The organism is Nakamurella lactea DSM 19367, from assembly GCF_000426645.1.
GTDB classification, from domain to species: domain Bacteria; phylum Actinomycetota; class Actinomycetes; order Mycobacteriales; family Nakamurellaceae; genus Nakamurella; species Nakamurella lactea.
In genome coordinates, this window is the sequence record NZ_KE384549.1 from 369,984 (window position 1) to 385,325 (window position 15,342).

The following is a 15,342-nucleotide window of genomic DNA, read 5'->3' on the forward strand; positions in this document are numbered from 1 at the left end:
GGGGCCGGGCGGTTCCGGGGCAGAGCCGGGCAGTTCCGGAGAAGGTCTTGACAGCGGTCCGGGACTGGCGGCATGATCGGCAAACTGTAAACGTTTACAGTTCGGTCGCCGGTGGCGGACCGACTCGATTCGACGGCGAACGGGAGCACGGATGGCAGTGACGACTGCGCCGGCTCCGCCGACCGCGAGGCCGAAGGCCAAACGCGCCTCGAGCAACCAGCGGCCGATGTGGTGGCTGTTGCTGCCCAGCCTGATCCCGGTGATCGCGTTCAGCGTCTACCCGTTGCTGAACGGCATCTGGCTCGGGTTCACCGATGCGCGCGCCGGGTACCAGGTCCCGTTCGCCTTCAACGGGGTCGACAACTACCAGCGGCTGTTCCACGACGTGTTCTTCTGGGACTCGTTCAAGATCGGGCTGATCTGGGCCTTCAGCGTCACCGTCCTGCAGTTCCTGCTCAGCCTGGGCCTGGCCCTGCTGTTGAACGCAGGCTTGCGGTTCCAGTGGCTGATCCGCCCGCTGGCGCTGATCCCGTGGGCGATGCCGTCGGTGATCGTGGCGATCCTGTGGAAGCTGATCTACCTGCCGGACGCCGGCATCCTGAACGCCTTCCTGCGCGGCATCGGGCTGATCGACACCAACATCAACTGGCTGGGCAGCTTCAACCTGGCGCTGCCGGCGGTGATCGTCGTGGGGGTCTGGGCCGGCATGCCACAGACCACCATCGCGCTGCTGGCCGGCCTGCAGAACACCTCGATGGACCTGCACGAGGCGGCCGCGCTGGACGGAGCCGGTGCCTGGCAACGGTTCCGCACCGTCACCCTGCCGGCCCTCAAACCGGTGATCATCGCGATCACCTCGCTGGACTTCGTCTGGAACTTCAACTCGTTCGGCCTGGTCTACGTGCTCACCGAGGGCGGGCCCGGCCGCAGCACCATGCTGCCGATGTTGTTCGCCTACCAGAGTGCCTTCGGCAGCGGCGAGTTCGGCTACGCGGCCGCGTTGGGCAACGCGATGGTGGTGGTGATCATGGCCATCCTCGGTGTGTACCTGTGGCGGCAGATGCGGGAGGCGAACTGATGCGCACCCGCCCGCTCACCAGGGTCGGCCAGTACGTCGCGCTGGCCTGCTACGTGGTGTTCCTCGGCTTTCCGCTGCTCTGGCTGTTCTCCACCGCGTTCAAGTCCCAGCAGGAACTGATCACCTTGCACCCGACGCTGTTCCCGCGGCACTGGTCGCTGGACAGCTTCCGCACCGCGCTGGACAACACCGAGGTCTGGTCGTCACTGAAGAACTCGCTGGTGGTCGCGGTGGCAACGGCGATCATCACCACCTTGATCGCGTTGCCGGCCGCCTACGCCCTGGCCAGGGGGCGCAGCATCGTGCGCACCGTGTCGATCGGCTGGATCCTGGTCAGCCAGGTGTTCCCGTTCGTGCTGATCGTCATCCCGGTTTTCATCGTGCTGCGGAACCTGGGGCTACTCAACACCCTGGTCGGTCTGGTGCTCATCTACGTGGTGTGGGCGCTGCCCTTCACCCTGTGGATGCTGCAGGGATACGTCACCGCGATCCCGCGCGAACTGGAGGAGGCGGCCGCCACCGACGGCGCCTCCCGGTTCGCCACCCTGCGCAAGATCGTTTTCCCGTTATTGATGCCGGGCATCGTGGCGACCTCGATGTTCGCCTTCATCTCGGCCTGGAACGAGTTCTTCTTCGCGCTGGTGATCATCACCGATCCGGCGAAACAGACGGCGCCGTTGCTGTTGGCCAGATACGTCGGCAGCGAGGGCTCGGTCAACCTCGGCCCGCTGGCCGCCACCGCCCTCATCACCACCCTGCCGAGCCTGCTGATCTTCGGCATCATCCAACGAAAGCTGGTGGCCGGCCTGATGTCCGGTTCTGTCAAGGGCTGAGCCCGGCCGGCAGCCGCAGCTGAACGCACGATCACCACCGCAGCCCCGTCATCCCGAACTCGAGAGGAACAAACGTGAAGCGCTCAATCGCAGTCGTCGGCACCGCCCTGTGTGCCGTCCTGCTCACCGCCTGCGTCAGCAACAGCGGCGGAGGTGACACCAGCACATCGGCCGCCGGCTCACCGGCGGCCGGCGAGAAGATCAACCTGACCTTCTCCAGCTATGCCTTCCAGGACCCGACGGTGGCGGCCACCCAGGCCATCGTCGATTCCTGGAACAAGGCGAACCCGGACATCCAGGTGCAGTACCAGAAGGTCGACGCCGAGTCGGTGCACGACAAGTTGGTGACCCAGTTCGCCGGTAACTCCGCGCCGGACATCATCCACGACGAATCCGCCGACATCGCCGGTTTCAGCCAGCAGGGCTACCTCGCCGATCTCGGGCCGCTGCTGCCGGCCGAGCTGAAATCCGATGTGCCGGAATCGGTCTGGAAGTCGGTGACCTACGGCGGCGTGATCACCGGGGTGCCGACGATCGCCCAGGTGTACTGCGTGTTCGCCAACACGGATCTGCTGAAGGCCGCCGGCATCGAGGTGCCGGCCGCCGACGCGCCGTGGACCTGGGACGACCTGGCGACCAACGCCAAGAAGCTGACCAGCGGCGACGTCACCGGCTTCGCCTGGGGCCTGAAGTCGCCGGCCGCCGGCATCATGTCGTCCGGGCTGGCGTTCGACGGCACCTTCTTCTCCGGTGACGAGAAGAATCCGACGATCAAGGTCGGCGACAACGAGATGCAGGTGCCGAACCGGATCGCCGCGATGCTGGCGGACGGATCCATGGGCAAGGATTCGATCTCGCTGTCCGGCAGCGATGTGCTGCCCGGCTTCTTCGGCGGAAAGTACGCGATGGTGATGGCCGGCAACTATGTGGCCACCCAGATCGACGGAAAGGCGCCGTCCGGCTTCACCTGGACGATGCTGCCGCTGCTCAAGGGCACCAGCCAGCACCAGGCGTCGAACCCGCAGACGCTCAGCGTCGCCAAGCAGAGCAAGCACCCGCAGCAGGCCGCCGACTTCATCGCCTACTTCATGAAGGCCGAGAACCTGGCCAAGATCGCCGAGGGCGACGCGCTGATCCCGGTGACCAAGTCGGCCGCCGAGATCGTCAAGAAGGACATGGGCGACAAGAACGGCTGGCCGGCGATCCTGGCCTCGGCCGACCAGTTGGTCGACGCGCCGTGGAACAAGGCGGAGAAATTCCCGGACTGGAAGTCGAAGATCGCCAATCCGTCGTACCAGCAGTTCCTGGCCGGCAAGTTGGACGCAGCCGGGTTGGCCAAGGCGTTGGGCGACGGCTGGGCCACCGTCGGCGGCTGAGCCGTTCCCGAACGGCCGGCCGACCAGACATCAACAGCGACACCGCAAGGACACCGAATCACCATGAATTCACTGCAGGACAAGGCCATCGGCACCCTGATGGCGGCCGCCGTCGGCGACGCCATCGGCGGGGCGACGGAAGGCCGCAGCGCCGAGGAGATCCGCGAGCGGTACGACGGTCCGGTCGAAGGAATCGTCGACTACTTCATGACGGACTGGCGCACCGCGAAGCCGATGTCGCCGTACTTCAAGGGCGACGGGCACGTCACCGACGACACGTTGATGACGAACCTGTTGGTCCAGGTCTACGACAAGCGGCGGCGTCATCTGACGCCGTTCGACCTGGCCGACGATCTGGTGCCGCTGATGATGAACCAGCTCACCTGGATCCCCGAGCTGGAGCGGGAGGCGGTGCCGATCCTGCGGGTGTTCCTGGCCGAGAAGTGGTTGGTGACCAGGCTTCACTACGGGCACGTCGACCCGCGGGAGGCCGGCGTCGGCAACGTGGTGAACTGCGGCGCGGCGATGTACATGGCACCGGTCGGGATCGCGAACGCGGGCGATCCGGCCGGTGCCTACGCCGAGGCGGCCGACGTGGCCGGTGCCCACCAGTCCAGCTACGGGCGGGAGGCGGCGGCGGTGTTCGCCGCCGCCGTCGCCGCCGCGCTGACGCCCGGCATCGATCTCGACGGCGTCTTCGACGCCGTGCTCGGGCTGGCGCGGGACGGTACCCGGGATGCGATCGAAGCCGTGCTTGCGGCCGCCGACGGGGTTGACGACGGCGACTGGCTGGGCGCCATTCCGGTGCTGCGGCAGGCGATCACGCCGTTCGACTCGGTCGGCGAGCTGTATCGCGAACCGGCCCAGGATTCGCGACGGCCCAGCCGGTTGCGGGCCATCGAGGAGCTGCCGGTGGCGCTCGGCTTCCTGGCGGTGACCGGCGGTGACGTGCGCGGCAGCATTCTCGGGGCCACCAACTACGGCCGCGACTCGGACTCGATCGCCACCATGGGCGGGGCCATCGCCGGCGCGCTCGGTGGCGAGGCCGCGGTGCCGGCCGACTGGGCGGAGGCGGTGGCCACCAACTCGAGGCTGGATCTGCACGCCGGCGGGCTGACGATGGCCGCGGTGGCCCGCGAGATCCAGGCCGCCGACGCGGCGGCGTTCGCCCGGCGGGCCAAGGCCTTTGCCGCGCTGACCGCGACTGCGACCGAGCCGGCCGGAACGAGCCCCGCCGAGGTGACCTCGGCGTGAAGCGGGTGACCTGGGTCCAGCCGGAGGATCTGCTCCGGCACGAACTGTTGCAGTCGACGCAGGAGGGCAAGGACGTCGCCGCGGTTCGTCAGACCTGGAGTACTGCAGGGTATTCGGTTGATCCACCGGTCGGCGGGGTCTCGCCGGAACCGGCCGGACCGGCCGAGCGGGCGCTCGCCGGACGGCTACTGGACGAGCTGGCGCGGCTGCCCGATTCGACCGCGCTCGATGAACCCAGCGACTGGCCCGGGATCCTGGCCACCATGCCACCGCTCGGCCGGGACAACCGCGCTACGCCCCGTTCGCCCGGCACAGCGAAGCGAGGACACGAAGGCGGCGACGAAGGAGTCCCCTTCGTGGCCGCAGTCGAGCGCGGCCGGCCGAACCAAACGATACAGCCCGACCGGATCAAGGGCGCGTGGCTGGGCCGGGCGGTCGGCTGCGTACTGGGCAAGCCGGTGGAGAAGGTCCCGCGGGCCGGGATCGAGGAGATCTTGCGGTCCACCGGCCGCTGGCCGCTGCGCCGCTACTTCACCGCCGTCGGGCTGGATCCGCTGGTCGCCCAGCGGTGGCCGTGGAACCGGGCCAGCAGGCCGACCAGCCTCGAGGAGAACATCGACGGCACTCCTGAGGATGACGACATCAACTACACGTTGATGGCGCTGCGGACCCTGGAACACCACGGTGCCGACTTCGACGCCGGCGACGTGGCCACCGGCTGGCTGTTGGACCTGCCGGCCGGTCGGGCCTTCACCGCCGAGCGGATCGCCTACCGGAACCTGTTGTCCGGCATCGAACCGCCGCGCACCGCCACCGTCGGCAACCCGTTCCGGGAGTGGATCGGGGCCCAGATCCGCACCGACCTCTACGGCTGGGTGAACCCGGGCAACCCGCTGCGGGCGGCCGAATGGGCCTGGCGGGACGCCAGCGTCAGCCACACCCGCAACGGCCTGTACGGCGCGATGTTCGTCGGGGCGATGGCTGCTGCGGCGGTTGCGGTCGACGGGTCCGATGCCGCCGCGGTTGAGCGGGTGTTGGACGTCGGGGCCTCGGTCGTGCCGCCGGCCAGCCGGATGGCGGCGGCGATCGCCCTCGGCCGTCGACTCGGCGCCGCCGGCATTCCGCCCGCCGAGGCGTACGCCGCGTTGGAGGCGGAGTTCGCCGGCCTGCACTGGGTGCACGCGCTGAACAACTCGGCCCTGGTCGCCTATGCGCTGACGGCCGGCCGCGGCAGCTTCGACCAGGCGATCTGTCTGACCGTCACCGGCGGGTGGGACACCGACTCGAACGGGGCCACCGTCGGCGCGGTGATGGGAGCGGTGACCGGCGCCGCCGGCATCCACCCGTACTGGACGGATCCGTTGCGCGGGCGGGTGTCCAGCTCGATTCCAGGGTGCGACGGAGCGACCTTCTCGGAGCTGACGGCGCGAACGCTGGCCGTCGCCGAACGGGTCTCGTCATCCCCGGTGGTGACGGTGCGATGACCGCCCGCCGCCCCACGGTGGTTCAGGTCGCCGAGCGGGCGCACGTCTCGATCGCCACCGTCTCCCGGGTGCTGAACGGCAAGCTCGCCCGGCCGTCCAGCACCGAGCGGGTGCTGGCCGCTGCGGCCGAGCTGGGATACGTGCCGGACGCCACCGGCCGGTCCCTGCGGATGGGTCGATCGTTGCAGATCGCCTTCGCCGTCGACGATGTCGGCAACCCGGTCTACACCGAGATGCTCAGCGGCGTCGAGGACGGGATGGCCGGATCCGGTAGCCGCCTGTCGGTCGCCTCCACCGGACACAATCCGGCGGATCTGATGGCGCTCATCGATGAGTTGTCCCGTGGCTACGCCGACGGCCTGATCATCAGCCCACTGCGTCGCACACCGGAGCTGATCCAGGCCTTGGTCGACGCAGCCGTGCCCACGGTGGTGGTCGGCTCGCTGGATGCCGGCGCCCCGTTGGACACCGTCCGGATCGACTCCGGGCTCGGCGTCCGGCAGGCCTACGAGCACCTGGTCGACACCGGACGCCGCCGGATCGCCTTCGTCGGCGGGCCGCCCGACACCGCACCCGGCTCCGCCCGGCTCAACGCATTCCGCCTGGCGGGCAGCGAGTTCGGCTGCGCGGGGCCGGTGGTGCAGGCGCAGGGGTTCACCGTCACCGCCGGCGAGCAGGCCTGGCTGGAACTGGCCGGCCTGACCGGCCGGCGCCGGCCGGATGCCGTGCTGGCGGCGAACGACCTGCTCGCTCTCGGGGTGATGCGGGCGGCCAAGAGCGCCGGCCGGCGGATACCGTCGGGTCTGGCAGTGGCCGGCATCGACGACATCCAGTTCGCCCGGATCTTCTCGCCCTCACTGACCAGCGTCTCGCTGAAGGCACGGGAGCGCGGCCGGCTGGCCGCGCGGCTGCTGCTCGGCCGGATCGCGGCGCCCGGTGCACCGACGCGCACCGAACAGGTCGAACCGGAACTCATCATCCGGGAGTCGACATCGTGAGTGAGCTTGCGAACGAACCATCGGCACAGAACGAGGTCAACCCGCGAGGGACGAGCGGGGAGAGAGCATGAGCGTGAGCAGGGCGGAGACGGCTGCCGCTACCGGATTCACCCTCGGTGGTGCCCGCGACGAGCGCGGTGTCGGCGTGTACTCCTCGATCGACGAGGCGTTCAACCCGTTGATCCCGCGCCCGCTGGACCGTCCGCAACAGGTACCGCTGGAACCGGACGCCGACCTGAGCGTGCTGGATGACGGGAAGATCCTCGCGGCCCCGGACGACCCCGCGCTGTGGGGTCGCTGGCGTCGGCAGATAGCCCGCTGGCGGCGGGAGGCGGCCGCCAGATTCAGCTACGACGACGCCATCTACCGGCGGCCTGACATGCAGTGGGCGGCCGAGTGTTTCGTGGTATCGCAGGTTTGGCTGTGGGACGAGCTGCTGTTCGACTGGACCACCGGGAAATTCACCCCGGACCGGCTGATCGCCGACGCCCGCCGGCGGTTCGGCGGGTTCGATGCCGTGGTGCTCTGGCACGCCTACCCGGTGATCGGCATCGACGACCGCAACCAGTGGGACTACTACCTGGACGTCGATGGGCTGGCGGAGGTGGTCGATGAGTTCCACCGGGCCGGCATCCGGGTGTTCGTCGACTACAACCCGTGGGACGTCAGCACCCGCCGGCACAACGCGGGGCCGCGGCCGGCGGCGGAGGTGGGCACGAACGGCGAGTCGCGCTCGGACATGGAGCGGCTCTCGGACATGGTGGCCGACCTGAGGTTCGACGGGGTCTTCCTGGACACCCTGCGGGAAGGCCGTGGCGAACTGCTGGCCGGCCTGAAGTGGGCGAAGGCAGGAGTGGCGGTCGAAGGCGAATCGCGGGTCTCGGTGACCAGGATGGTCGACCACCCGCTGTCCTGGGCCCAGTGGTTCGCCGACTCGCCCGTGCCGGGGGTGGTGCGGGCGCACTACTTCGAGCGCCGGCACATGATGCACCATGTGCGCCGCTGGCACCGCAGCCACGCGGTGGAGATGCAGTCGGCCTGGTTCAACGGCATCGGAATGATGGTCTGGGAAGTGGTGTTCGGCGTCTGGGTCGGCTGGAACGACCGGGACGCGCAGATGCTCCGTCGGATGGCGCCGACCCAACGGGCACTCGGACACCTGTTGCGTGACGGCGTCTTCACCCCGCTCATCGACCTGGGCGAGCAGGCGCTGGACGCCCGCGTGTTCGGGTCCAGCTTCCGCAGCGACAGCGAGACGATGCTGTGCCTGGTGAACCGGGGCGACACCGATGCCACCGTGGCGTTGCCGGTCGACCCGACGGTGCCCTCGTACGACCTGTGGACCGGCCGGCCGGCCCCGGTGCTGGACCAGCAGGCGCAGGTGCTGGTCCCGGCGCACGGCATCGGCGGCCTGTGGTCGCCGGCTCCCGGCGCCGATACCAGCTGGCTCGACCCGACCCCGCCGACCCCGGCGACCAGCGAGTTCCGCCACCGGCTCACCGAACGGGTCCCGCCACCGGCGGTCACCGCGGCGGTGCCTCCGGTGCCGACCGTACCGGTCGATGCCGGCAGGTACACGCTGACCGTCCGATACCGCTTCCGGGAGACCGGGATGTACGACGGCGCACCGTTCGTCGACGAGTGGAAGCCGTTGCCCCCCAGGCTGCACGACCTGCGCACGCTTGATCGGCACGTCTGGCTGGACCGGGACGTGGCGGTCGCCTGCCGCGAGGTCAGCCAGCGGCGGTTCGCGGAGTTCGTGCAGGCGACCGGATATACGCCGGCGGTGCGCGGGGTGCACGTCCCGGACTGGGTGACCCGGCTGCCGCAGGATGCGGACCCGGAGCGGCCGGTGAGTCAGGTGTCGCTGCCGGACGCGCGGGCGTTCGCGGCCTGGGTCGGTGGTCGGCTGCCGACCGAGGACGAGTGGCAACTGGCGGCCGGCCAGCCCGGTTTCGACCGACGGGAGCCGTTGGTGTGGAACCTGACCGAGAGCGAGCACACCGACGGTCGGACCCGTTTCGTGATGCTCAAGGGTGGGTCGGCATACCTGCCGACCGGTTCCCAGTGGTACTTCGACGGCGGGCCGCAGGAACCGCAGTTCGCCGCGAAGTACCTGCTGCCGGGGCAGGGCCTGGGCCGGTCGACCAGCATCGGATTCCGGGTCGCCTGGGTGGTCGGGACCCGCGAGGCGGTGCAGCACACCAGGTTCGGTGGCTTCGGTGACGTCGGCGAGTCCGGCAGGGGTGACGGGCGATGACCGAGCCGGCCGGCGGTGCGCTCGCCGATCTGCGGGTGGTGGACGCCTCGACGCTGTTTGCCGGGCCGATGGCCGCCATGCACCTCGGCGATCTCGGAGCCGAGGTGATCAAGGTCGAGGATCCGCGGCGCCCCGACCCCGCCCGTGGCCACGGCCCGGAGAAGGACGGGCACAACATCTGGTGGAAGACGTTGGGCCGCAACAAGCGCACCGTCAGCCTCGACCTGCACACCGACGGCGGTGCGGATGCGTTCCGGCGGCTGTGTGGATCCGCCGACGCGGTGATCGAGAATTTCCGGCCGGACACCCTGGAGAGCTGGGGACTCGGCTACCAGCAGCTGTCGGCGGACAACCCGGGCCTGGTGCTGGCCAGGGTCACCGGGTTCGGCCAGCTCGGCCCGTACCGCCGCCGGCCCGGATTCGGCACGCTGGCCGAGGCGATGAGTGGATTCGCCGCTGCCACCGGGGAGCCGGACGGGCCGCCGACGCTGCCGCCGTTCGGCCTGGCCGACGGGATCGCCTCGCTGGCAACGGCCTTCGCGGTGATGTCGGCCCTGCACCAGCGGGAGCTGACCGGCCGTGGACAGGTGGTGGATCTGGCCATCGTCGAGCCGATCATGGCGATGCTCGGGCCACAGATCTCCCGCTGGCAATTGCTCGGCACCGCCCAGCCGCGGTTGGGCAACCGATCGGGCAACAACGCGCCGCGCAACACCTATCGCAGTCGCGACGGCCACTGGCTGGCCGTGTCGACCAGCTCCCACAGCATCGCCGAGCGCGTCGTCACGCTGGTCGGCCGGCCGGAGCTGGCCGGGCAGCCGTGGTTCGCGACCGGGCGCGGGCGGGCGGAGCACACCGACGAACTCGACGCGGCGGTCGGCGGCTGGATCGCCGCCCGCGACCGGGCCGAGGTGATCGCGGAGTTCGAGCGGGCGCAGGCAGCGGTCGCACCGATCTACACCCCGCAGGACATCGTGGCCGATCCGCAGTTCCAGGCGCTGGGCACCATCCGCACGGTCGAGGACCCCGATTTCGGCGCGATGGCCATGCAGGGCCCGTTGTTCCGGCTGTCCGACGGTGATGCGCCGACCCGTCATACCGGGCGTGAGCCGGGTGCCGACACCGACGCGGTGCTGACCGAACTCGGTTACAGCGCAGCCGAGATTGCCGAGCTGCACCGTTCCGGTGCGGCCGGTGCGGCCGGTGCGGCCGGTGGGTCCGGTGCGGCCGGTAGGCCCGCTGGGGCCGAGGTGTCCGGTGGAGCCGGAGCTTCGGGTGAGTGAGCCGCGGGCCGCGGTCCCGCTGACATGGCTGTACGTGCCCGGCGACCGGCCGGAGCGCATCGAGAAGGCTCTCGCCTCGGCCGCCGACGTGGTGATCCTGGATCTCGAGGACGCCGTCAGCCCGGGGGCCAAGGATGCCGCCCGACGTACCGTCTCCGAATTCGCCCGGGCGGCCGACCGGCCGCTGCAGATCAGGGTGAATGCCGTCGACACCCCCTGGCATGCAGCGGATCTGGCCATGCTCGGCACCCTTCCGGCCGCGGTCGGACTGCGGCTCCCGAAGTGTGAGGACCCAGCGACGGTGGCCGAGTGCGTCGCCGCGGCCGGTGTGGTCGGCGTCGCCGCGGCCGGTGTGGCCGCCGACGGGGCGGCAGGGCGCGAGCTGCATCTGCTGGTGGAGTCCGCCCTTGGCATCGAACGGGCCTTCGACCTGGCGACCTGCAGCCCCGCTGTCGCCTCCATCGGCCTCGGCGAGGCCGACCTGCGGGCCGACCTGGCCGTGGTCGGCGACGCCGGCCTGGGCTACGCCCGCGGCCGGGTGGTGAATGCCGCCGCGGCAGCGGGTTTGCCGTCACCGTCGATGTCGGTCTACCCGAATCTTCGGGACCTGACCGGGTTGGCAGAGTCCTGCCGGCAGGGCCGGGAACTCGGATTTCTCGGCCGGACCGCGATTCACCCGGCGCAATTGCCGGTGATCAGGCTGGCCTTCACGCCGACCGACGACGAGGTGTCGGCGGCCCGCGAGGTGGTGGCGGCGGCCGAACAGGGCGAGCAGCTCGGCCGCGGCGCACTCGCGCTGCCCGACGGCCGGTTCGTCGATGCGGCGGTGGTGCGCCGCGCCCGCGCCATCCTGTCGATCGCCCGCCCCTGACGCCGGTCAGGCCCAGTGGTAGCGGTGGCCGCCGAAGTTCACGTGGTGGGTCTTGAGGTGGGTGAAGGTGTCGATGCACTCCAGACCCTTGTCCTCGCCGAGGCCACTGACCTTGTGGCCCTCGTACGGGACGTTCCACTGTCCGTGGTTGGGGCAGTTGGTCCAGATGATGCCGGCCTGCAGTTGCTCGGACATCCGCATCGCCCGGCCGAGGTCGGTGGTCCACACGGTCGCGGCCAGGCCGTACTCGGTGTCGTTGGCCAACCGGACCGCCTCGGCTTCGTCGGCGAAGGTGACGATGGTGGCGACCGGGCCGAAGATCTCTTCGCGGGCGATCCGCATCTGCTGGTTGACGTCACCGAAAACCGTTGGGGTGACGAAGTACCCAGGCCGCGCGGGGTCGGTGCCGCCATCGACCAGCACCGTTGCTCCCTGCTCCTTGCCGGACTCGATGAAACCGGCGACCCGGTCCTGCTGAGTCTTGGAGACCAGCGGCCCGAGCTGGGTGCCGGCTTCCATCGGGTCGCCGACCACCAGGTTCCTCGCCCGCTGCACGTACGCAGCCCGGAACTGGTCGGCGATGGAGTCCTGCACCAGGATCCGGGAGCTGCTGGTGCACACCTGACCGCTGTTGAAGAACGAGGTGAACAGCGAGCCCTCGATCGCCTGCTCCAGATCGGCGTCGGCGAATACCACGTTCGGCGACTTGCCGCCCAGTTCCAGGTGCACGCTCTTGATCTCTTGCGCGGAGTCCCGCAGGATCTGCCGCCCGACCTCGGTACTGCCGGTGAAAGTGATCTTCGGAACCAACGGGTGACGGACCAGTGCGGCGCCGGTCGCCCCGTCACCGTGCACCACGTTGAGTACCCCGTCCGGTATCCCGGCCTCCAGACAGATCTTGCCGAAAAGCGCGGTGGACAACGGTGTCTGCTCGGCCATCTTGAGGACCACCGAGTTGCCGACGGCCAACGCCGGTGCGGACTTCCAGGCGGCCAGCAGCAGCGGGAAGTTCCACGGCGCGATGGCACCGACCACGCCGTACGGGACCCGGCGGGAGTACAGCAGGTACCCGGGGTCGGCGGCGTAGGTGCGCCCGGAGACGTGCTCGGGGAGCTGGGCGAAGTAGGTGAAGGCACCGGCCGCGCCGACCACGTCGCCCTGCGCCTTGGCCAGCGGGGCGCCGCTGTCCCTGGCCTCGGTTTCGGCCAGTTCGTCGGCATGCTCCAGCAGCAGGTCGGCGACCTTCCGCATCCGGGCGGCCCGCTCGGCTGCCGGCAGGTGCTGCCAGCGGCCGTCGTCGAAGGCCGCGGCGGCGGAGGTGGCCGCGCGGTCGACGTCTTCGTCGCCGCCGAGGGCGACCTCGGTCAACACCTGGCCGGTGGCCGGCTCAACGGATTCGAAGGTCGCGCCGGACTGGGAGAGCACCTCGCGTCCGTCGATCAGATGGGCAACAGGTGATCCGGCCATGGTGTCGTCCTTCGGGATGAGGTCCGGCCGATGCGAAACGAGGTTTCGCTTCGGTGTTGAATGGGTCCGAGACTACGCCGCACCCGCACGCGCGGGTACCCGCTCGCGGCGGGCATCGCACGCTGGAAAGGCAGAACGCCGATGACGGACACGCCGAATGACCGGGAGTCGCCGGTCGGCCGCAGCATCGACGAGCTCGATACCCCGGTCGCGTTGCTCGATCTCGATGTGTTCGACAGCAACGCCGCCACGATCCACCGCAAGCTCGCCGACGGGGGCCTGCAGTGGCGGCCGCACAGCAAGGCCCACAAGTCCCCGGTGCTGGCCCGCCGCCAGCTGGAGCTCGGGGCGATCGGCGTCACCTGCGCCAAACTCGGCGAGGCCGAAGTGATGGCCGCGGGCGGTATTGCGGACATCCTGGTGGCCAACCTGCTCGGCTCGCCGGCGAAATGGCGGCGGGCGGCCGACCTGCAGAGCACCGCAACGGTGACGGTCTGCGTCGACGATCAACAGCATGTCCGCTGGGCGTCGGCCGCGGCGGTGCAGGCCGGCACGGTGATCCCGCTGCTGGTCGAGGTGGACGTCGGCATGCATCGGGTCGGGGTCCGCAGCTCCGACGACGCGGTGGCACTGGCCGAGCAGATCGCGGCAACCCCCGGCGTCGAGCTGGCCGGCGTGATGGGCTACGAGGGGCATCTGCCGACGATCTGGCCGGCGGCGGAGAAGGTCGCCCAGTGCGAACAGGCGTTGTCGGTCCTGACCGACGCCGCCACCGCGATCCGGGCGGCCGGCCACCAGGTACGGCTCGTCAGCTCCGGCGGTACCGCGACCTTCGAGAGTGCCTTCGGCGTCGACGGTCTCAACGAGAGCCAGGCCGGCGGCGGCTGTCTGATGGACCGTTTCTACGCCGAGACCTGCCACATCGACCTGCCGTTCGCGCTGACCCTGACCGCCACCACGGTGAGCGTGCAGCAGAGCGCAGTGGCGATCATCGACGCCGGGTTCAAGGCCCTCGGCACACCGGCGAACATGCAGCCGGCCCTGGTGCTGGATCGGGAAGGCGTTGCGGTCAAGGCGCTCTCGGCCGAACACGGCATCCTGGCCACCGAGGGGTCGCCGTTGCGGGTGGGTGACCGGGTGCGTCTGGTGCCGGCCTACAGCGACGCGATGGTGTACCTGCACGAGAACCTGGTCGGGCATCGCGGGGGTGTCGTCACCGAAATGATCCCGGTGGCGGGTCGCGGCAAACTGGCCTGATCCCGACATCCCGCTACCTGCCCGGAGGGTAGGTCAGGCGCTGACGGCGTACCGGACGACGCCGTCGGTGTCGGCCGGCACCTCGACCAGGGCGCCGGTGCCGACCAGATACACCAGGTGCGAGATCGTTTCGGCCAGCGCCGACCGGCGCATCAGGCCGTGGATGCCCGACCAGCCGCGGGACCAGGTGAGCTCGGTCGCGGTGCCCCAGGCCGACTTCGGCGCGTCGGTGAGCACCCGCAGCACCTCGTCGCAACGCTCCTGGTGGTGCGCCAGCAACTGCTCGGCCCTGGCCGCGATGCCCTCGAACCGCCACTCGTGCGCCGGCAGCGCCTCCGCGCTGTCGTAGTCCCGCAGCCGGCGCAGCGACCCAAGGTAGCGGGCCAGCGGCGGGTCGTCGTCGCCGGGATGGGTGCCGATGTTCGGGCTGATCCGGGGCAGCAGGTGATCGCCGGTGAGCAGCCGGTCGGCGTCCTCGTCGTGGAAGCAGAGGTGGCCGGGGGTGTGGCCTGGGGTCCAGACCACCCGCACCCGGCGGCCGGGCAGGTCGATCAGCTCGCCATCGGCCGGGGCGCGGGTCGGACGGGCCATCGTCGAGAAGACGTCGTCGGTGTTGCCCGCGTAGGTGAGGCCCGCGATCTCCGACTTCGGGACACCGTTGCGGGTGAGCCAGGGGACGTCGGCGGATCCGCGGGCCGCTCTGTCTCCAGCGGCGGCCAGTAGCGCCGCGTCGTCGGCATGCATGCCGATCCAGGCGCCGGAGGCCGCCGCCAGCCGACCGGACAGGCCGTGGTGATCAGGGTGCACGTGCGACACCAGGATTCCGGTCACGGCGGCCGGGTCGACCCCGCACTCGGCGAGCCCGGCGAACAGCGCGTCGGCGCCCTCGTCCGAATCCCAGCCGGGATCGACCACCACCGCCGCCCCGTCACCGGTGAGCAGGTAACTCAGCGTGTAGCGCAGCGGGTTGTCCGGGAACGGCACTGGAATGGAGAAGGTGCCACCGCCGAGATCCTCGATCTCCGGGAACCGGCGTTCCAACCAGGCCGTGTGCTGCACGACGCCGCTGCCCTGCGGGGCCGGGATCGGGGGCCGAGGCGGCGACGCCGGTGTCGTGACGGGCTCGGACGGGGATGACGGGGTCATCAGCCGATCGTTGCAGCCCGTACGGCGCCGGCGTC

General features: G+C 70.2%; 12 protein-coding genes. 10 read left to right on the forward strand and 2 right to left on the reverse strand.

The features are described 5' to 3' along the window. Window positions 1-151 precede the first annotated feature (151 nt). The 9 genes from K340_RS0122580 to K340_RS0122620 all read left to right on the forward strand — a co-directional run bounded on the left by K340_RS0122580 (window position 152) and on the right by K340_RS0122620 (window position 11,437). On the forward strand, window positions 152-1,078 hold the full coding sequence (locus tag K340_RS0122580; RefSeq protein WP_037366167.1) for a carbohydrate ABC transporter permease: 927 nt from the start codon (window positions 152-154) through the stop codon (window positions 1,076-1,078). Then, window positions 1,078-1,911: a carbohydrate ABC transporter permease gene (locus tag K340_RS0122585; RefSeq protein WP_029138362.1), complete on the forward strand. Its 834-nt coding sequence runs from the start codon at window positions 1,078-1,080 to the stop codon at window positions 1,909-1,911. The genes K340_RS0122580 and K340_RS0122585 overlap by 1 nt, the downstream gene beginning before the upstream one ends. 74 nt (window positions 1,912-1,985) lie before the next feature. Next, window positions 1,986-3,287 (forward strand): ABC transporter substrate-binding protein, encoded by a 1,302-nt coding sequence (locus K340_RS0122590; protein WP_051267254.1) that lies wholly within the window; start codon window positions 1,986-1,988, stop codon window positions 3,285-3,287. 63 nt (window positions 3,288-3,350) lie between these two features. After that, on the forward strand, window positions 3,351-4,541 hold the full coding sequence (locus tag K340_RS0122595; RefSeq protein ID WP_029138364.1) for an ADP-ribosylglycohydrolase family protein: 1,191 nt from the start codon (window positions 3,351-3,353) through the stop codon (window positions 4,539-4,541). Beyond that, window positions 4,538-6,025 (forward strand): ADP-ribosylglycohydrolase family protein, encoded by a 1,488-nt coding sequence (locus tag K340_RS0122600; protein WP_029138365.1) that lies wholly within the window; start codon window positions 4,538-4,540, stop codon window positions 6,023-6,025. Before K340_RS0122595 ends, K340_RS0122600 begins: the two co-directional genes overlap by 4 nt. After that, on the forward strand, window positions 6,022-7,023 hold the full coding sequence (locus K340_RS0122605; RefSeq protein ID WP_029138366.1) for a LacI family DNA-binding transcriptional regulator: 1,002 nt from the start codon (window positions 6,022-6,024) through the stop codon (window positions 7,021-7,023). The genes K340_RS0122600 and K340_RS0122605 overlap by 4 nt, the downstream gene beginning before the upstream one ends. A gap of 67 nt (window positions 7,024-7,090) precedes the next feature. Next, window positions 7,091-9,283, forward strand: a complete 2,193-nt coding sequence (locus tag K340_RS32530) for an SUMF1/EgtB/PvdO family nonheme iron enzyme (RefSeq protein ID WP_084614779.1) — start codon at window positions 7,091-7,093, stop codon at window positions 9,281-9,283. Then, window positions 9,280-10,566 (forward strand): CaiB/BaiF CoA transferase family protein, encoded by a 1,287-nt coding sequence (locus K340_RS32535; protein WP_084614780.1) that lies wholly within the window; start codon window positions 9,280-9,282, stop codon window positions 10,564-10,566. The genes K340_RS32530 and K340_RS32535 overlap by 4 nt, the downstream gene beginning before the upstream one ends. Further along, entirely contained in the window at window positions 10,559-11,437 is an 879-nt protein-coding gene (locus K340_RS0122620; RefSeq protein WP_029138367.1) for an HpcH/HpaI aldolase/citrate lyase family protein, read from the forward strand. The genes K340_RS32535 and K340_RS0122620 overlap by 8 nt, the downstream gene beginning before the upstream one ends. Before the next feature lie 6 nt (window positions 11,438-11,443). On the opposite strand, the gene K340_RS0122625 is transcribed toward K340_RS0122620, so the two are convergent. Continuing rightward, window positions 11,444-12,904 (reverse strand): aldehyde dehydrogenase family protein, encoded by a 1,461-nt coding sequence (locus K340_RS0122625; RefSeq protein WP_029138368.1) that lies wholly within the window; start codon window positions 12,902-12,904, stop codon window positions 11,444-11,446. Window positions 12,905-13,045: 141 nt separating this feature from the next. Here K340_RS0122625 and K340_RS0122630 point away from each other — a divergent pair, with 141 nt between their 5' ends. Continuing rightward, window positions 13,046-14,161 (forward strand): alanine racemase, encoded by a 1,116-nt coding sequence (locus K340_RS0122630; RefSeq protein WP_029138369.1) that lies wholly within the window; start codon window positions 13,046-13,048, stop codon window positions 14,159-14,161. A 33-nt stretch (window positions 14,162-14,194) separates the two neighbouring features. Here the strand turns inward: K340_RS0122630 and K340_RS32540 are convergent, their stop codons facing one another. Continuing rightward, window positions 14,195-15,307: an MBL fold metallo-hydrolase gene (locus K340_RS32540; protein ID WP_084614783.1), complete on the reverse strand. Its 1,113-nt coding sequence runs from the start codon at window positions 15,305-15,307 to the stop codon at window positions 14,195-14,197. Window positions 15,308-15,342 lie beyond the last annotated feature (35 nt).